14 protein-coding genes are annotated in these 18,954 nt (G+C 63.1%); 7 read left to right on the top strand and 7 right to left on the bottom strand.

Annotated features, from left to right (window positions below; genetic code table 11):
* Positions 1-29: 29 nt before the first annotated feature.
* Complete coding sequence (ureG, locus tag ASG84_RS23355; protein WP_057479532.1) at positions 30-734, top strand: urease accessory protein UreG; 705 nt, start codon at positions 30-32, stop codon at positions 732-734.
* 6 nt (positions 735-740) lie between these two features.
* On the top strand, positions 741-1,409 hold the full coding sequence (locus ASG84_RS23350; RefSeq protein WP_057479371.1) for an urease accessory protein UreD: 669 nt from the start codon (positions 741-743) through the stop codon (positions 1,407-1,409).
* A gap of 83 nt (positions 1,410-1,492) precedes the next feature.
* Here ASG84_RS23350 and ASG84_RS23345 read toward each other — a convergent pair whose 3' ends face one another.
* From ASG84_RS23345 to dapA, 4 genes are all read right to left on the bottom strand, one after another.
* Positions 1,493-2,896 carry an NAD(P)/FAD-dependent oxidoreductase gene (locus tag ASG84_RS23345; RefSeq protein ID WP_057479369.1) on the bottom strand — a complete coding sequence of 468 codons (1,404 nt, stop codon included), beginning with the start codon at positions 2,894-2,896 and terminating at the stop codon, positions 1,493-1,495.
* Positions 2,897-3,002: 106 nt separating this feature from the next.
* Positions 3,003-3,803 carry a HugZ family pyridoxamine 5'-phosphate oxidase gene (locus ASG84_RS23340; RefSeq protein WP_057479368.1) on the bottom strand — a complete coding sequence of 267 codons (801 nt, stop codon included), beginning with the start codon at positions 3,801-3,803 and terminating at the stop codon, positions 3,003-3,005.
* A gap of 50 nt (positions 3,804-3,853) precedes the next feature.
* Positions 3,854-6,238, bottom strand: coding sequence for an ATP-binding cassette domain-containing protein (locus ASG84_RS23335; protein ID WP_057479367.1), 2,385 nt, complete (start codon positions 6,236-6,238; stop codon positions 3,854-3,856).
* Between the two features lie 6 nt (positions 6,239-6,244).
* A complete protein-coding gene (gene dapA, locus ASG84_RS23330) occupies positions 6,245-7,189 on the bottom strand; it encodes a 4-hydroxy-tetrahydrodipicolinate synthase (RefSeq protein WP_235581806.1) in 945 nt (314 codons plus the stop codon).
* Positions 7,190-7,261: 72 nt separating this feature from the next.
* Between dapA and ASG84_RS23325 the strand changes: the two genes are divergently transcribed.
* Positions 7,262-8,164: a LysR family transcriptional regulator gene (locus ASG84_RS23325; protein ID WP_057479366.1), complete on the top strand. Its 903-nt coding sequence runs from the start codon at positions 7,262-7,264 to the stop codon at positions 8,162-8,164.
* On the opposite strand, the gene helR is transcribed toward ASG84_RS23325, so the two are convergent.
* Both helR and ASG84_RS23315 read right to left on the bottom strand, forming a co-directional pair.
* Positions 8,161-10,338: an RNA polymerase recycling motor ATPase HelR gene (gene helR, locus ASG84_RS23320; protein WP_268793504.1), complete on the bottom strand. Its 2,178-nt coding sequence runs from the start codon at positions 10,336-10,338 to the stop codon at positions 8,161-8,163. The genes ASG84_RS23325 and helR overlap by 4 nt on opposite strands.
* A 92-nt stretch (positions 10,339-10,430) precedes the next feature.
* Positions 10,431-12,626 carry a sensor domain-containing protein gene (locus ASG84_RS23315; RefSeq protein WP_057479530.1) on the bottom strand — a complete coding sequence of 732 codons (2,196 nt, stop codon included), beginning with the start codon at positions 12,624-12,626 and terminating at the stop codon, positions 10,431-10,433.
* 324 nt (positions 12,627-12,950) lie between these two features.
* Here ASG84_RS23315 and ASG84_RS23310 point away from each other — a divergent pair, with 324 nt between their 5' ends.
* On the top strand, positions 12,951-14,135 hold the full coding sequence (locus tag ASG84_RS23310) for a GNAT family N-acetyltransferase (protein ID WP_057479529.1): 1,185 nt from the start codon (positions 12,951-12,953) through the stop codon (positions 14,133-14,135).
* Between the two features lie 65 nt (positions 14,136-14,200).
* Positions 14,201-14,545 (top strand): nuclear transport factor 2 family protein, encoded by a 345-nt coding sequence (locus ASG84_RS23305; protein WP_057479364.1) that lies wholly within the window; start codon positions 14,201-14,203, stop codon positions 14,543-14,545.
* Positions 14,546-14,753: 208 nt separating this feature from the next.
* On the opposite strand, the gene ASG84_RS23300 is transcribed toward ASG84_RS23305, so the two are convergent.
* Complete coding sequence (locus ASG84_RS23300) at positions 14,754-15,452, bottom strand: hypothetical protein (protein ID WP_057479363.1); 699 nt, start codon at positions 15,450-15,452, stop codon at positions 14,754-14,756.
* A gap of 647 nt (positions 15,453-16,099) precedes the next feature.
* Here ASG84_RS23300 and ASG84_RS23295 point away from each other — a divergent pair.
* Both ASG84_RS23295 and ASG84_RS23290 read left to right on the top strand, forming a co-directional pair.
* A complete protein-coding gene (locus ASG84_RS23295; RefSeq protein ID WP_082521170.1) occupies positions 16,100-17,692 on the top strand; it encodes a TPM domain-containing protein in 1,593 nt (530 codons plus the stop codon).
* A gap of 145 nt (positions 17,693-17,837) precedes the next feature.
* Positions 17,838-18,929 (top strand): GGDEF domain-containing protein, encoded by a 1,092-nt coding sequence (locus tag ASG84_RS23290; protein ID WP_156399682.1) that lies wholly within the window; start codon positions 17,838-17,840, stop codon positions 18,927-18,929.
* Positions 18,930-18,954: the final 25 nt, after the last annotated feature.

Below are 18,954 nucleotides of genomic sequence, written 5' to 3'. Positions count from 1 at the left end.
GACTGTTCTCGAACGACGAAGGAGATGTCATGCCCCCGCACCTGATCGACGGTGAGCCCCACGACCACGGACTGGATCGCCCCAAACGCGCGCGGGAGGCAGGGGAGGCGCTGCGAGTGGGAATCGGTGGACCGGTCGGTTCCGGGAAGACCGCTCTGGTGGCTGCCCTGTGTCGCCAGCTGCGCGACGAGCTGTCTCTTGCCGTTCTGACCAACGACATCTACACCACCGAGGACGCGGACTTCCTGCGTCGGCATGCGGTGCTGCCGGACGAGCGCATCACGGCCGTGCAGACAGGTGGGTGCCCGCACACCGCAATTCGTGACGACATCACCGCCAATCTCGACGCCATCGACGACCTGATCGAGAACAATCCGCCTCTGGACCTCATTCTGGTGGAGTCGGGCGGAGACAATCTCACCGCGACGTTCTCATCCGGTCTGATCGATGTACAGATCTTCGTCGTCGACGTCGCGGGCGGCGACAAGGTGCCGCGCAAGGGTGGTCCCGGTGTCACGTTCTCCGATCTGTTGGTCGTCAACAAGACAGATCTGGCCCCGTACGTCGGGGCCGATCTGAGTGTGATGGAACGCGATGCGGCACAGGTGCGCGAAGGCCGACCGACTGCGTTGATCTCGCTGACCGACGACCCGGCCGCGACAACAGTGCTCGCGTGGATTCGCGAGCAGCTGAAGATCGTGGCCGACGCCGACGCACATGCCCACACGCACTGAGCGTCGATGCACACCGAGCTCTGCATCGATGCGAGCCTGCATCGCAGCCCACGCATCACCTCGGTGGGCGGACTTGCCGGCCGGCAGACGGGGCCGGACACGGTTCACCTGATCGGAACCGCCGCAACGCCACTCGGTGGTGACACCATCACCGTCAGAATCTCCGTGGCGGCCGGTGCACACCTGGAGGTCCGCAGCGTCGCGGCGTCACTGGCGATGCCCGGTGGGCGGCAGCGTCATTCGTCGGCTCAATGGCACGTCGAGGTCGGTGCGGGTGCGTCTCTGATCTTCGATCCGGAGCCGATGGTCGTCGTGTCGGACGCATCGCATTCGGTGGTCAATACTATTGCGCTGCAGTCGGATTCGACGCTGTGGTTGCGCGAGCGGACACAGATCGGGCGTTTCGAGGAGGCGTCGGGTCGGTGGACCAGCACGATGCGCTGCGACGTCGGAGACAGTCCGTTGTTGCGCCACCGAGTGGAGCTGGGCGACGGATCGATCTCGCACGACGCGTTGTCGGCTCCGATGTCGATGTCCAGTACGTTGCAATACCCTGACGATCGGGCGTCCGAGGTCGATCTGCGCGGCGGAAGCGTTCGCCTGGCTCTGGCCGGAGGCGGCTCACTGACCACTTCGGTGGGGCACCGCCTACCGCCCAGTGATTCGAGTACGTGAGAGCGGCACGCTGAACGAGCAATCGCATCGGCCGACGGTGTCGGTCGGCCGATGCGATGTTCGATAACTGGGTCAGAGGTCGATCAGCCCGCTGCCTTCTCGCGTTCCTGCTCCGTCTCGGCGGTGTCCGTCTCGACGGCACCCGCGCGTTCGAGGGAGTTGAGTTGCTCGATGGCCAACCTCGCGAACACCTGCTGCTCGGTCGACGCCATCTGAGCGCGACCGCGGCCGAGGAAGGTCACGAACCAGGAGATGACGGTGGTGATTCGACTGCGGTAGCCCACGAGGTAGTAGAGGTGCAGCGCAAGCCACATCAGCCACGCGATAAATCCACCGAACTCGAGCTTCCCGACCTTGGCCACCGCGTTGAAGCGCGAGACCGTTGCCATCGAACCCTTGTCGAAGTACTTGAACGGGGCCCGCTGGGCGGGATCGTCCTGGCCCTTGACCGACGCCTTGATCAGTTTGGCCGCGTAAGTCGCTCCCTGAATGGCGCCCTGCGCCATGCCCGGCACATCCTTGACTGACATCAGGTCGCCGATCACGAACACGTTCGGATGGCCCTTGACGGTGAGATCCGGTTCGACCAGCACGCGTCCGGCGCGATCGGTTTCCGATCCGGATTGGTCGGCGAGCTGCTTGCCGAGGGGACTGCCCTGCACGCCTGCAGACCAGACCTTGCACTGCGACTCGATGCGACGCGTCGTGCCGTCCTTCTCCTTGACGGTCAAGCCGTCGTTGTCGACGTCGGTGACCATCGCGTTGAGCTGGATTTCGACGCCGAGCTTCTCGAGCCGTTCGGCAGCCTTGCGGCCGAGCTTCTCGCCCATCGGCGGCAGTACGGCGGGCGCGGCATCGAGCAGGATGACGCGGGCGTCGCGAGGATCGATGTTGCGGAAGGCACCGTCCAGCGTCCGGTCCGCAAGCTCTGCGATCTGCCCGGCCAACTCGACGCCGGTAGGGCCTGCCCCGACGACGACGAAGGTCATGAGGCGGTCCTTCTCCTCTTGATCGTCGGAGAGTTCCGCCTGCTCGAACGCACCGAGGATGCGTCCGCGCAGCTCGAGTGCGTCGTCGATGGTCTTCATGCCGGGCGCGAACTCGGCGAAGTGATCGTTGCCGAAGTAGGACTGCTGCGCTCCGGCCGCGACGATCAGGCTGTCGAACGGAGTGACGGTGATGCGCTCGAGCAGCTTGGACGTCACCGTCTTGGCCTCGAGGTCGATGTTCAACACGTCGCCCAGCAACACCTCGGCGTTCTTCTGCTTGCGGAGAATGACGCGGGTGGTCGGAGCGATCTCGCCGACGGACAGAATGCCCGTCGCGACCTGGTAGAGGAGCGGCTGAAAGAGGTGGTGCGTCGTCTTGGCGACGAGGGTGATGTCGACGTCGGCCTTCTTGAGCGCCTTGACGCCGAACAGACCTCCGAACCCGGAACCGATGACGACGACACGATGACGCTTCGATTCGACCGGTTGGATGCTCATTACCTGCTCCCTAGACGTTGAGATGTAGCCCCAACGGTAGCCGCCATCGTCCGCGGCGTCTCGGCGAGGTGGCTGTACCGGTACAGAGCCGGGAGCGCAGCAGAAACTAGCGGCTGCCCACCGCGCGCTTCGCCAGTTCCACGGTCGCAGCCCGCGATTCTCCGGCAGAGTCGATCGGAGTCGCGTAGCCGACTCTGGTGTAGGCGACTCCGCGCGGCGTGAGCACCTTCAGATCGAGTCCGTACCGGTCGGCGGCGGTGCATTCGGCGGAGGTGGCGTCGGGATACCCGCCCAGTTCGCGGGCCATTGCCATCAGAGACGTCGAGTGGTCGGCGTTGAGGTGCTCGATCGCGTACGCGGACGTGGGGGATACCGGATCGGGTGCGGCCTCGGCGTAGTCCTCCGCAGTTGCCGAATCCATGCGCCCGTATCCGCCGACCCACCGGACCCGATGCACCCGCATGACCCAAAGCGTGAAGTCGCTGTAGTCGAGGTAGTACTTCGCCGCGGGCACTCCCGCGAGATGCGCCTCGCGGGCCGCCGCCAGCTCGTCTCCCTCGGGCCGTTCGACCACGCCGGCGAGAGTAATTCGGCCCGACGCCAACGGATCGGTTTGCGATTGCGGCGCCACGATCGACAGGCTCGCGCGCTGATCCCCGGCGAGGTTGCGCCCGTGCTCGGCCATCCGCGAGACACACAGAACCGGAGCGCCGCCGTGCAATCCGTACGTGACGAACGATGCCCAGGGATCGCCGTCAGTGGTCAGGCTCGCAAGCGTTGCAATGTTGGTGGATGCGGCGATCGTGCGCGCCTCCTCGGCCGCCGAGGGACGACGGTCGGTGACCACGGGAGCCAGGGGAGGGGGAACGGACGGAGCGTCACCGGGGTCGCCGTGATCGAGAGCCATGCGCGAGAGTCTACGTTCGACCCCGGATCGTTCGGTGCGGTCCGTAGCTGTCAGCTCTGGACGTATGCTGCCAGGTGTTGCGCGGTGAGGGTAGAGCCGTCCGCCACCAGATCCGACGGCGTTCCCTCGAACACGACGAGTCCGCCATCGTGGCCGGCACCTGGTCCCAGATCGATGATCCAGTCGGCGTGTGCCATCACGGCCTGGTGATGCTCGATCACGATCACCGATTTGCCGGAGTCGACCAGCCTGTCGAGTAGCCCGAGCAGCTTGTCGACATCGGCGAGATGCAGTCCGGTGGTGGGTTCGTCGAGGACGTAGACCCCGCCCTTGCCTGCCATGTGCGTGGCGAGCTTGAGGCGCTGGCGTTCGCCGCCCGAGAGCGTCGTCAGCGGCTGTCCAATCTTTAGATAGCCGAGCCCGACGTCGTTCAAGCGCTGCAGAATCTTGTGCGCTGGGAGCAGTTTGGCTGCGCCGTCGGAGAAGAACTCCTCGGCCTCCGCGACCGACATGGACAACACCTCGTCGATGTTGCGACCGCCGAAGTGGTACTCGAGTACCGAAGCTTGGAACCGCTTGCCCTCGCACACCTCGCACGTCGTGGCCACCCCGGCCATCATCGCGAGGTCGCTGTAGATGACGCCTGCTCCGTTGCACGTCGGACAGGCACCCTCGGAGTTGGAGCTGAACAGCGCCGGCTTGACGGCATTCTCCTTGGCGAAGGCTTTCCGTATCGGTTCCAGCAAGCCGGTGTACGTCGCGGGGTTGCTTCGTCGTGAACCACGGATCGCACCCTGGTCCACCGACACCACATCGTCCGTGCCAGACAGAGACCCGTGAATCAGCGAGCTCTTGCCCGAGCCTGCGACGCCGGTGACGACGACCAGCACACCGAGTGGAACGTCGACGTCGACGTCACGCAGATTGTGTGAGTTCGCGCCGCGAATTTCGAGCACTTCCGAGAACTCACGCACCGATTGCTTGAGTGACGCTCGATCGTCGAAATGGTGCCCGGTGACAGTGTCGCTGTGTCGGAGTTCGTCGACGGTACCCTCGAAGCACACGTGCCCGCCTGCACTGCCGGCCCCGGGACCCAGATCTACGACGTGATCTGCGATGGAGATCGTCTCGGGCTTGTGCTCGACGACCAGCACCGTATTTCCCTTGTCTCGCAACTGCAGCAGTAGGTTGTTCATACGTTCGATGTCGTGAGGGTGCAAGCCGGTCGTGGGCTCGTCGAACACGTACGTGACGTCGGTCAGTGAGGAGCCGAGGTGGCGAATCATCTTGGTGCGCTGAGCTTCTCCGCCCGACAATGTTCCCGAGGGGCGATCCAGGCTCAGGTAGCCCAGGCCGATCTCCACGAACGAGTCAAGAGTCTCGCTCAGCGTCGTCAAGAGCGGTGCCACCGACGGTTCCTTCAGGCCTGCGACCCAGGTGGCCAGATCGCTGATCTGCATCGAACAGGCATCGGCTATGTTTATGCCCTTGATCTTCGAGGATCGAGCTCCCTCGTTGAGTCGGGTGCCGTCGCAATCGGGACACGTGGTGAACGTGATCGCGCGTTCGACGAAGGCGCGTATGTGCGGCTGCATTGCGTCGACGTCTTTGGACAGGAACGACTTCTGAATCTGAGGTACGAGTCCCGAGTACGTGAGGTTGATGCCCTCGACCTTGATCTTGGTGGGTTCGCGGTAGAGCAGATCGTCGAGTTCCTTTTTCGTGTACTTCGCGATGGGCTTGTCCGGGTCGAAGTACCCGCAGCCGCGGAAGATGCGGCCGTACCACCCTTCCATGCTGTAGCCGGGGATCGTGATCGCGCTCTCGTTGAGGGACTTACTCGCGTCGTACAGGGCAGTGAGATCGAAGTCGCTGACCGAGCCCCGTCCCTCGCAGCGTGGGCACATGCCGCCGGTGACCGAGAAGGACTTCTTCTCGGTGGTCTGACGGCCACCCTTGTCCACTTTGTAGGCACCCGCTCCGGAGACCGATGCCACGTTGAACGAAAAGGCCTGTGCCGAGCCGATATACGGCTTGCCGATGCGGCTGAACAGAATCCTGAGCATGGCATTGGCGTCGGTGGCGGTACCGACGGTGGAGTGAGGATTGGCACCCATTCGCTGCTGATCGACGATGATGGCGGTAGTGAGCCCGTCCATGACGTCGACGTCGGGTCGAGCAAGTGTCGGCATGAATCCCTGGACGAAGGCGCTGTATGTCTCGTTGATCATCCGCTGTGATTCCGCGGCGATGGTGCTGAAGACCAGTGAACTCTTGCCCGAACCCGACACACCGGTGAACACGGTGAGGCGTCGCTTGGGTAGATCGACACTGATGTCCTGGAGATTGTTCTGTCGCGCGCCCTGCACACGAATCAGATCGTGGCTGTCGGCAGCGTGCGTTTCGGAGACCTGCGTGACCTTCTTCGTCGCCATGAGCAGTCAGGCTAGTCGTACCGGGACGCCCACGCTTCTCGATTCCTGATCGATTCCGGTGCCGCACAGCGCTTCGTCCAATCGCCTCAGCTCCGTTGCAGATGACTCGAGGAGTGGACGACGGACGGCTGCGTTGGGCAGTACACCGATCCTGACCAGTGCCGCCTTGGCCATGATGGCACCCTGGGTAGTGCGCATGACGGCGTCGGTCAGCGGCAACAGAGACCGCTGTATCGCATTCGCCAGATCCAGGTCGCCGGTTCGGACGGCATCGATCATCCGCGCGTACCGGGCGGCCACGACGTTTCCGGTGACGCTCACCAAACCCGTTGCGCCACAGCAGAGATAGGGCAGGGCAAGCTCGTCGATTCCGCAGTAGTAGGCAAGATCCGTCGACGCCATGACGGTCATGGCTTCGTAGAGATCACCCTTTGCGTCTTTGACGGCTCCGATTGCGGGGTGCCGGGACAGTTCGATCAACGTCGCCTGCTCGATCGCGACACCTGTGCGCGCCGGAACGTCGTACACCATGACGGGAAGCCCACCGGCCTCCGCGATGTCGACGATGTGTGTCGCGATTCCTGCCTGGGTGGGGCGCGAATAATGGGGTGCGCTGATCAGAAGTGCGTCGGCCCCGGCCGCCGCAGCGGACCGAGCCATGTCCGTCCCTGCTGCAGTGTCGTTGGTACCGACTCCGGCGATCACCCGAAGAGCGTGGTTCGAGTGCGCCCGTGCCGACGTGATCAGCGCCGATATTTCGTGGGACGTCAGAGTCGGCGCTTCTCCGGTGGTGCCGGCGACGACGACTCCGTCGCAACCGTTGGACGCCAGATGCGTGAGCAGGTGATCGACACCGTTTCGGTCGACTTCTCCGGAGGAGTGCATCGGGGTCGCCATGGCGACGAGATTGGTACCGAAGATCGACGAGGAAGAAGGCGCGGTGGTGGTCACCAGGTGAGTGTGGCCCGTCCGACACCTACGGTCCAGCGATGGATTATCGGCACTATTGCGTAGTGTTGCTTCATGATCGATGTGAGTGCACTTCACGCTCTGCGGGCAGTAGCTGCATTCGGCACTCTTGCCAGAGCGGCCGACGAACTCGGGTACACCTCGTCGGCGATTTCCCAGCAGATAAAACGACTCGAACGGCAGATCGGGACATCGGTTCTGGCGCAGGCCGGCCGAGGCGTCGTACTCACCCCCGCCGGCCGAGCGGTGGTCGATTCCGCAGACGATGTATTCGAGGCTTTGGAGCGCTGCGTCGAATCGGCACGCTCCGCGGATGAGGGCGTCGCCCGTGGAGTCGTTCGCCTCGTCGGATTCTCGACTGCCCTTCGCGGTCTGGTGGCACCTGCGCTGAGCAACCTGTACCGGCGGTATCCCGACCTGAGCGTCCGCATCAGCGAGGAAGATCCCGATCGCGCCCTGCACAGCGTCCACGCCGGTGCCGCGGATTTGGCACTGGTGCACGACGCCGATGGTGTACCAGCGGCCGCACCGCCCTCGATTGTCCGGCGACCGATCCACACCGATCACGGCGATGTGATCATGAAGCGGAGCCACCCACTTGCAGGGCTCGGGCGTGCACCGACCCATGCCGACCTCGCCCGCTACCCGTGGGTGACCAGCCCAGCGGGAACCGTGTGTCATCAATGGTTTCGTCGGTTGTTCGCCGAGACGCCCACCGAGGTCGATGTCCGCCATCTCGTCGACGACTTCTCCACCCAGCTGGCACTGGTCGAAGGGGACGATGTTCTTGCGCTCGTTCCTCGTCTCGCCCGTCCGGTCCTCACTGCCGGTCTCGTTGCTGTTCCACCTGCACGCATTCCCACGCGTGAGGTGCACGCCGCTTGGAGGAGCAGCGCGGATGCGAGCCCGGCAATTCACGCGGTGCTCGACGTGCTGCACTCGGCCTCGGGCCATTAGGTCAGAACGACCAGCTGTCCCGTTGCCCGCGTCATTGCCACATACCGGTCGACGGCACCAGCGATTCCGGACCCGAACGACTCCGGGTCGACGAGAACCACCAGGTCGAATTCCAGTCCCTTCGTCAGTTGCGGCGACAGTGAGCGTATGCGTTCCGATCCCGAGAATGCAGGATCGCCTATGACACAGCCGATTCCGTTCGCGTTCGACTCCATCCACCTTTCCAGGATCGACAACAGATCTGCTGAGTTGCCGTACTCGACAGGCACTCCGCTGCTGCGAATCGATACCGGGACGTTGGCGTCCGGCAACACCGCTCGGATCACCGGCTCGGCCACCGCCATCACTTCGAGCGGCGTGCGATAGTTGACGCTCAGGGTGGCAATGTCGATCCGGTCGATCCCCACTCGTCCGAGCCGTTCGAGCCAGGATTCGGAGAATCCCCGACGCGACTGCGCACGGTCTCCGACAACCGTGACACTTCCCGAGGGACTGCGTCGCCTGACCATCTGCCATTGCGCGTCGGTCAGCTCTTGGGCTTCGTCGACGACGATATGCGCGAACGGACCGGCCAGTGGGTCGATGGGGACGTCCTCGAACCCGGCTCGATCGACGAGCGCATCGCGAATCCCGTCTTGGCGGAGCTGTGCAGCCATCATCTCGTCGTCGTCGGCGGCCATGAGTTCGTCGACGACGCGATCCATCCGCGTCCTCTCGAGTGCCGAGGCCGCGTCTCGGCGCTGCGTGCGACGCGCGTACTCGGGATCTCCGAGCCGCATGCGCGCGGCATCGAGCAATGGTAGATCGGCAAGTGTCCATCGTGTCGGATCGGTTCGTTGCAGCGCACGCACCTGCTCGCCACTGAGCCAGGGTGCACATCGACGGAGATATGCCGGCACGCTCCACAAGTCGGCCACCAGGTCGGCAGCATCAATTATTGTCCAGGATCTTTCGAGAGTCCGACGTAGATACTTGTTGCGCTGCAAAGACTGTCGTATTTCGTGGGTGGACTCCTCACCGCTGTATCGCTCCGCGAGAATGGTGAGGAGCAGGTCCCAGATCTGTTCACGGGCCTCGTTGTGCGGAGTATCGGCGTCGGCTGCCCCGAAGGCTTCGATCCAATCGTCCGGGGTGAGTTTCAGATCGGCCCATTCTGTTTCCACAATCATGGTCCGGGTGGGCGGTTGCTCGTAGAATGCGACGGCTGCCTCTATTGCGTCGACCATACCGAGGGTGGACTTGAGTTGCACCACAACGGGATCGGCCTCCTCTGCTGCGTTCGTTCCTTCCGTAACGAGGTCGCGGAGGGTGCAGGTGTGTACCCCGTCTTCACCGAGACTCGGCAGGACGTCGGAGACATAGGCGAGGTACGGCTCGTGCGGGCCGACGAACAACACTCCGCCCCGGTTGTGGCCGATACGGGAATCCGAGTAGAGGAGATAGGCGGTACGGTGAAGAGCAACAACCGTTTTGCCGGTTCCCGGCCCACCGTCGACGACGAGAGCTCCGTGCGCATCGGCTCGAATGATCGCGTCTTGATCTGCTTGCACGGTGCCGAGCACGTCTCGCATCCGTGCCGACCTATCGGCACCCAAGGTGGCGATGAATGCCGACTGATCGTCGAGCGCCGCATCGGTTTCGAGCTCCGTCGAGTCGAACACCTCGTCCCAGTAATCGGTGATGAGGCCGTTCGTCCATCGGTAGCGTCGGCGACTCGCGAGCCCCATGGGGTTCGCGTGGGTCGCACCGAAAAATGGCTCGGCAGCGGGGGAGCGCCAGTCCACCAGAAGTTGCTCACCCGAGTTCCCCAACAGTCCGAGGCGCCCGATGTACACCGGCTCGTCGGAGCCGGAGGGGACCACTCGTCCCAGGCACAGGTCGATGCCGTACCGACGGAGGGAACGCAGTCGTCCGTTCAATCTGTGGATCTCGAAGTCACGCTCCATCACCTCTTGTCCCATCCGGCCCGACGACTTCTGGATGGTGTTCAGGCGATCCGCCGTGTCGGTTCGAGACGTCTCGATACTCGAACGGATTGCCGAAAAGTGTTGCTGGTCATGACCGATCAATTCTGGATCGCGCTTGCGGGCAAGAGCTTTTGGCAAGTCGAAGACGGGTGGGTATTCAGGTTTCACAGGACTCCGATCGGCTGATTCGCTACTACAGCGAGCCATTCTGAGCCCTGTACGGGGTCTTGCCGCAAGACCGGGGGTGCGCTATAAATTGAAAGGGGAAGAGGTAATCGTCGCCTTCCCAATCCATCGCCTCAAGAATCGGCGAGCAGCAGATCTGCGATTGCGCCGGCGTCGACCGGTCGTCCCAACAGGAAACCTTGTGCGAAATCGCATCCCGCGGCGGCCAACGCCTCGAGTTGGTCTTCGGTCTCGACCCCTTCTCCGACGACGGTTACATCGAATGCCCGGGCGAGCGCGACGATAGCCGAGATGATGGCGCAGGCGCGGGGGGCCGGCAGTCGGGCGATGTACGACCGGTCGATCTTGAAACTCTCGAACATGGGATAGCGGTCGAGATACGACATGGAGCTGTGTCCCTTCCCCATGTCGTCGAGCAGCAGAGTGACACCCATCGAGTGCAGCGTGGAGACGGTGTCGGCGACGCGTTCGGTGTCTGCGACCCAGACGGTTTCGGTGACTTCCAAGCCGAGGGCGAAAGCGGGAAGTCCCGTGTCTGCCAGGACAGATGCAACCTCTTTCGGGAAGTTTGGATCGCGCAGTTGGAGTGCGCTGACATTGACGCGAACGACGATGTCCGAGAACGCTCGCCACCGTGCCGCAGCCGCGCATGCGGTTCGGAGTGCCCAGGTGCCCAATGGTGTTGCAAGGCCGGTTCTCTCGGCGACACCGACGAATTCGCTGGGTTCGATCGGTCCGAGGAGGTGGTGATTCCAGCGGGCGAGTGCCTCGACCGCAACGATCTTCCGAGTCGCGATCTCCACCAGCGGTTGAAAGGCCAGCGTGAGTTCGTTCGCTTTCAGGGCTGCCCTGAGATCTATCGAGAGCGATCTGATGCGATCGGCGTCGTACAGATCGGTTGGATCGAAGACGGCATGGCCGCCGGTACCGCTGTCTTTTGCGCGGTACATGGCAAGGTCCGCCCGGTGAATGAGCTCCTGTCGCGTCGAATCTCGGTCGGAGACAGCTATGCCGATACTCGCGCTGAGCGGGATCGGAACGTCGACGGCAGAAAACGGCACCGCGATCGACGTAGAGATGTGCCGCGCGAGTTCTTCCGCATGCTCGACGCTGTCCACGCCCTCACAGACGATCAGGAATTCGTCTCCGCCCAGGCGGGCGACGGTGTCGGCTTCGCGGATTGCCGAGGCCAGTCGGTCGACGAATGCGACCAGCGCGCGGTCGCCTGCGTCGTGGCCCAGGCTGTCGTTGATGATCTTGAAGTCGTCGATATCGAGCAACAACAGCGCGACGGTGCCGACCTGTCGACGGGCGCGGGCAAGCGCAGCGTCGATGACGTCGTAGGCCAGCGTGCGGTTCGGTAGACCGGTGAGGTCGTCGTGGGTACTGCGTCGTCTCAGCTGGTGTTCCAGATCGATTCTTCGAACCGCCGCGGACACGATCCCGGCGACGGAACCGAGAAACGACACTTCCTCGTCGCGGTAGAGGCGGTCCTCCACGCTGTGGATCGAGAGCACTCCCCACGCGTCGCCGGTGACGTCGAAGATCGGAACTGCCACTCCGCTGCGGAGTCCGAAAGCAGCCATCGTCTCGGTACGAAAACGAGTCTCCATTGTGCGGTCGTTGCACACAGCGGGCTCGGAGCTCGCCAGGACGTATCCCATCAACGAACCGTCTCCGGCTGGAACGTCACGCCGTTTGCCGAGTACACCGCTTGCGGCGTCCATGGTCAGATAAGGATCGTCGGGTTGTTCGAGATGGGCGATTGCCGAATTTCCGACACCGATCAGGGTTGCTGCGGTGTCGGTGGCGGCAGTGAGCAGTGTCGGTAGGTCGGCGATGACGGCGAATCTGCTGAGCTCGGCCAGAGCCTTCTGCTCGCGGGCATGCCGACCCGCGACGAGTGCATCAGCGGCCATCCGAGCGTTGCGCTGTTCGACGGTGTGACGATGGCGAATGGTGGAAGCAATCAAGTTGGGCCCGCCGTCGTCGGAATCGATCGAATAGGCGGTAACCATCACCGGAATTTCTGCACCGCTCACCTGATGGCGTAATTCGCAGTAGCCCTCCCATTTGCCGTCGGCGCGCAGACCGGCACCGATATCTGCCGCGAGATCGAGCCCACCCGGGGTGAGGAGTTCGAGCGTTCTCAATTCCATTACAGCGGAAAGGCTCGTCGATCCGATCAGTTCCAAGCCGGCAGGATTGATGTACAGGATCTTTCCCGAGAAGTCGGACAGGGAAACGAAGTCCGGAAATCGATCGAGAAACGACCGAAGGCTCACCGGATCGCCCGTGAGATCGTTCACCGGTCCTCCGATCCACCTGCTCGTCATCCAAGCGGCACAGGGCCAATGCTATTCGGCGGGCGCAGTCCGTGTGCACGATTGCCACGACGATGAGTGTCGACCGTTCCCCGACCGAGGTGTTTGATCGGCCAACCTGGTCTGTGCATCTTCGTGACGTCGTCGACGTAATGGTCGACGTTGTCTGAATTCGATGCGAGCTCGTCCAGGAGACCGTCGGGCGCAGGGGAGTAGTGGTCGAGAGGTTATTCTTGCCGCCGCGTACACGGCTCCGGAGTTTCGGCCGCGTTGCGGGGCGCGATGGGAACAGTTCAGACTGAAGCAATCATGGCGAACGACGACTTGCGCGCGAAGCCGCGCACAGCGAGGACGAGACGGATTGCACCGCTCGAGGCAGCAGTCGAACTGACGTCCAGCGGTGTGCCTGTATCCGAGCGAGACTTCTTCATCGAAGAGTTCCGCGGCGTCACCATCGTGGTCGCATTACCCGTCGTGAGCGCCGCTGGTCTGGACGCGGTCAGCCGCACAGTGGGTGAGTTCGGCTCAGGGGATACGCGATTCATATTCGTCGTTCCGTCCGAATACATGTCGGAAGCCACTACTGCGGTCGGTGGTCTGTCCATGGACGGTTCGACGGCGTGGACCGGCGAGGAAGTGGCCCGTCTGTGGCTCGCTATCGCTGACTCGGAATGCGTCGTGATTGGGACCGAGGCTTCCGATGTCGCACGCACAGCCGGGGCGGTCGCGGCAAGCGTCCGGGCATCGAAGATGGTGCTGACCGACCCGGGCGGCGGCTGGGGGACTCCGCCTCGTAGCTTCGCGGATATCGACGTGCACCGCGAGCGTCTGTCCCGTCATTTGGCTCAACGCGGCCTGGACGATTTTCCGCACGCCGCGCAGGTAGCTCTCGCAGGCGGTGCCTACAGCGTGAACCTCTGCCGTGCAGAGGATCTCGAGTTCGAGCTGTTCACCTTCGACGGCCGAGGTACCGTCCTGACCCAGGGGCGATATCTTCACTTGGCCTCGCTTCAGGTGGACGATTTTCCAGCAATCGAGGCACTGGTCGCGCAGGGAGTTAGAGAAGGGGTTCTCAAGCGCCGTAGCCGGATCGAGATTGCGAGGATGGCTGCCGGTGGGCTCGGTGCCCGGGTCCTACGCACCGGACATCTGGCCGGCATCGTCGGACTCGAGGTCGACCGATACGACGGAACGGGATTCGGCGAGGTGTCGGGCTTGATCACGGTCGCAGAGTTTTCGGGTCTCGGCGCTGGAGGCCTGCTGATCGACGGTTTGATGGATCTGTGTCGGGAGCGGGGCATCGCGAACCTGTTCGCAGTCACCGTCAGCGGCGAGGCTGCGGATTTCTTCGCCAGACGGGGATTCGACGAGGTAGGGCGCCAGGATGTGCCTGCTGCGAAGTGGAATCATTACGACGCCGATCGGCTGGAGTCCGCTCGGTGCTTCCTGCGGTCTGTCCCGGCAATTCCGGCGAGTGTTTCCCAGAACACGTGACGGCGAGCGTCCGGCATGGAGACCGGTGTTGACCTTCCCCCTGGGGGAGGCATCACCGTGGTGTCATGACCACAGAATGGGATGGACTCCCGGACAACGTGAAGAAATTCATGGCCGCACTCGACGCCCGACAAGGCGCTCCAGCGCTGTCCGTGTTCACCGCACATGCCGTGGTGACCGACGAGGGCCACGACCACTCGGGCCGGGACGAGATCGAGGCCTGGCTGACCGCCTCGGTCAGTGAGAGCGAATACACCTACACAACCGAGTTCACCGGAGCGACCACGAGGGGCACGACTGTCGTCGTCACTCAGCACTTGGAAGGCAATTTCCCCGGGGGAGTCGCCGATCTGCACTACCGCTTCACGATGGACGGTGCGCTGATCGAAAAGTTGGTAATCGAACCATGAGCCAGCGATGGTTCATCACCGGGGGAATACCGGGCGGCTTCGGCCTGAGTGACATTCGGTCGAACGAAACGCTTTCTCGTAGATCCGATTCCGCTCTCTGACCGAGCCCGCCGAAACGAAAATACCGAACTCGTAGTGCAGTCGTGCTCAGCGGATTTCGCCTCTTGACCCCGCTTGCCGAGGCACGCCGTCCTATAGTTGAACGGCCTTACTGATCCGCAATTGCGATTGGACGCTCACATCGTTCGCGAGACAGGTCGTTGTTGCGAAGACGATCGGCGTTGATCGCTGCGATAATCAGAGCAACTGCTGCGGCAGCAACGCACAACCAGCTGAGCCAGGCCAGACCGCCCATGGAGAGGGTCACGCCCGCACCCCCGAATACGACCGCGCCCGCGACAAGACGTGCGACGTGACGCGCTTCCGGCTGCCGGACGACGCTTGCGGCGAGAACGAGCGCGGTGACGGTGAGGGCGAAGCCAACGACGACGTAGACCTGCGGCCGGTCGCTTCGGGTTGTCAGAAAGATCAGTTCGTCCGGGTTCTCCATCTGGAAGAGAGTCACTGCTACGCCCGCCGCGGCAGCGATCCCACAGACCGTGCACGCGTTACGAATCGCTCGCCCGCTTCGCAGCCACGCAGCTACGACGGCGAAGGGTGTCGCCCACACGGCCAACGCGAGGTCAACTGGCCACAGCTCAGACGGTGCCATCGAGGCCGCAGGCTCGAACACACTGCGGTCCGGAAGAATCCATGCCCCGATCAGCGTCAGCCAGGCGGCAGGGAGGGTCCATGCGACAGCGGACACCCAAGACAGCGCTCTTCGTTTGCCGACCATGGCCGCAACCGCCGACACACCGACCCAGATCGCGATGTAGAACACGATCACCGTTTGTGCTGTATCCACTCGTCTTCACAACCCTCGCTACGCAATCATTCGTTCTGCAGCGGAACATATCCGAAGAGGCCGCCGGCAGAATCTACATCTACATCGAACGGGCATGAGTCGTCGTACGCAACGTCAGCGCCAGAGTGCAGCAGAACCGCGCCACCTGCACCCATCACGATGATCTCAGTTCAGTTGCCGGACGGGTTGTCCAAACATGTGTACGCATGAAGTCAGAGCGATGGGAAAGCTCGTATCGGTTCGCATTGCACAGGAGGGAGCCCCCACGGCGCATTACTTGACATAATGTTGATTATCGGCAAAACATCGACCTGCAGTTCGCTGAACTCAGGTCTCGATGTTGTCGATTCGGCTGCAGCCCTTCGTTGTCCAGCTTTCGCAGCGATGTGACGCGGCTCGGTGGTGTCGGCGTACTTGCGAAGCTTGCCCGCGGATCCGGCAAGCGGTGCTCTCGACAGACTGAGTCCGTCGGACGCGCTGAGATCGGCACAGATCGAATACCTCTGTTCGCCCCACACCCCCAGCTCCTTGCAGGTATTGGTTTCGTCACTGTGACGAAACGGGTACCTTCAACGGGTCCCGATGTAAACCGTCGCTTCGGTCGAATGCGCTGGCTACCGCACACCGACTCTGGTTAGCATTCGTCGATGGACGCCTTTGCTGAGACATCCCGTCGTCGGGGCTCGAACCGCCGAGTTGCCGCCGTGCTGATCGCCCTCTTCGCGGCTCTCGGCCTTGTCGGTTGCTCCAACGGCTCGTCCGCTGACGCCGGTTTCGAAAGTCTGACATCGGGCCAGCGTGTCTACGACCGAACGGGTTTCTCCCTGGACCCGGCGCAGATCGCGGACCTTCAACGTCAGTTGGAGAACTTGAAATTCGAAACCGGTGCGGACGTGATTGCGTACGTCCGTGAACTCGACGCGGATTCCGATGACACGTTGGATCAGGTCGAAGACCTGCAGCAGACTTGGGTGTCCGCTACAGGGGTCGATCAGGACACTGCGGGCGCGATCCTGATAAACCGGGAGCCCGGAAAGGTCGACGAGGCTCGCGCAGGCGTCTTCGTCGGCAGCACGTACGACGACGGCAACGTCCCTCGTGACGAACAAGAGGCCATCGTCGAGGACGCGCTGATTCCGCCACTGCGAGACGGAGACGTCGCGGGCAGCCTGACCGCAGGCATAGACCGCTTGAGGTCCGACATTCGCAACGGTCCGCCAGTGACCGCCATGGACAGGTTCGCCGGCGGTCCCGGCTCCACATGGCTGCCGTGGGCCGGTTCGGTGATCGCACTTCTCGGGCTGCTCCTGGTGGCCACCGTATTCCGCGGCCGCGCGAAACCGACCGATTCCCAACAACTTCCGACCACGGTTCGACCGGACCAGGCCACCGATGCCGCCTACGCGACCGCCCTTGTACACCGCAGCGCGCAGCCCAGCGGCGTACCGGGGACGGTGCTGGCGCTTGCCGCCACCGATGCGCTCACCTTCGAGCAAGACAAGAAACCGGGAAAGTTCGACAAGGGAACAGTCAAGATCAGACTTCTCGATCGAACCCGTGCCCGCGGAGACGTCCAGAACGCGGTCTGGTCGATGCTCGCCGAACGTGCCGAGAACGATGTCGTGACCGGCAACGAGTTGAAAAAGATCGCGCGGGGCCCCGGCGCGACGAAAGACATCGTGGACGTAAGACTGCGGTCCAGTGGATTCGTCGCGGACGGCACTGGTCGACGCCGGTCCGCCTTGGCCGGTCTGGGGGTAATCGGCGGAGCCGGCGCGATCGGAGGAATCGCCGTTGCGACGTCGGGTGCCCCGATCATGTGGGTCGCGGTGGTGGCATCTGCACTTCTGTTCGTTGCGGGACTGTCGGCGGCGATCGCGTACTCCCGGTTCTCGGTCGCGGGCCTCGATGCCTCTCGCCCCTGGGAGGCGTACCGCGACGGATTGAAGCAGGCCGCCAAGGACGACGACGAGTCGGTCGACTTGAACGCAGCCTTGCCCGACATCGTTGCCCTCGGCTTGGCTCCGATTTTTCGGAAACGACTCGAGGCCGCAACCGACCCGAGGAGTGACGCGCCACTGCGAGCCTTCACATCACCCGCGAGTGCCGACTACGCGGCGAGCGGCCCAGTGGTCCTCCCCTGGGCCTCGTTCTCCGGAGTGTTCGTGTCCAGCGGTAGCGGATCCGTTGCTTCGGGCGGAGGCGCAGGTGGAGGAGGCGGAGCCGCAGGCAGTACCTGATCGATCGGTCGATGTCCCAACCTCGTGGGGATCGATCACGATTCTGCAGCGCGCGAGCGAGGAAGAGAACATCGGGAAAGTCCGATCCTGCTGCTGTTTTCCGGTTACGGTGCACGGAGGCGCACAATCTCCATCAGGGGTTCTCATGATCGCGGTACGCGCACTCTTCGCTGAGGCAGTTCATCCGTCCGAATCTCGACGGGACAATCCGGTCGTGCTCGACCTCGATGCCGGGCGAGTCAAAATCGCGCAATTCTTCATCGGTACCGCCACTGTCGTCATCGGGCTGATCGGACTCCTCAGTGCGCCCAGCGAGGAATACGACGGGATCGGTGTCGTCATCGTGGTGCTCGTCAGCCTCACGACTTTTCCCGTGTCACTCCGGTGGTTCATCGGTGGGTGGCCGACGCCGAAAGCACTCGTTGCCTATGTGGTGTATGCCGACGTATCGATCGGTGCCTGCCTGTTGCTCAAGCAAGATCTGCTCACCGCCATCGGCGGCACCGTGCTGTTCGCAGTGGTGACCATGTTCGCCGTCATCGCTGTGCGGCCGCTTGTGTATTGGATGCACATGGCCGCAACCGTCCTCGTTCTCGCGATCGTGTGCGTGCGGGCCGCCCTGAACGATGCCGCCAGCGTGTGGGTCGTGGCTGCTCACTCACTCACCATGCTGCTCATGTTCGCGGCACCGATGATCCTGGTGATCTACGTCAGTGAATTGCGCTCCCGTGCACAGGAATCGTTGGTCGACCCGCTGACCGGCCTGCGTAATCGTCGTGGGCTTTTCGCCGCGGTCGAAGCGATTTTCCTGAGTTCGCAGAAGGATCGAGCTGCCGAGATGAGTGTTGTCGTGCTCGACGTGGACGGTATGAAGCACGTGAACGACACGTTCGGTCACCACACCGGCGACGCTGTTCTGGTGGATCTGGCGCAACATTTGCGTGCCGTCACCGCAAATGAATGGGTGGTCGCCAGACTCGGCGGCGACGAGTTCGCCTGTGTTTCGGTGGCGGAGCCGGGGACCATGGAGCCGCGCATCGAGGCCCTGATGGCTGCATTGTCCGGTAGGCGAGTGATTTCGGGGCTCACGGTCAGCGTGGGCTCGGCAAGCACCGAAACGCAGATCGGAGGTTCGGAACAGGCCGTACTGCATCTGCTGCAAACTGCCGACGCCGAGATGTACCGCGCGAAGAGCGCCAGAAGACAGACCGACTACCGAGGCACTGCGCCGGGCTGACGACTTCCCTGTGCCTTATCGGCAT

This window comes from Rhodococcus sp. Leaf278 (assembly GCF_001426085.1).
Classification (GTDB): domain Bacteria; phylum Actinomycetota; class Actinomycetes; order Mycobacteriales; family Mycobacteriaceae; genus Rhodococcoides.
This window is presented reverse-complemented; position numbering and strand designations above follow the sequence as displayed.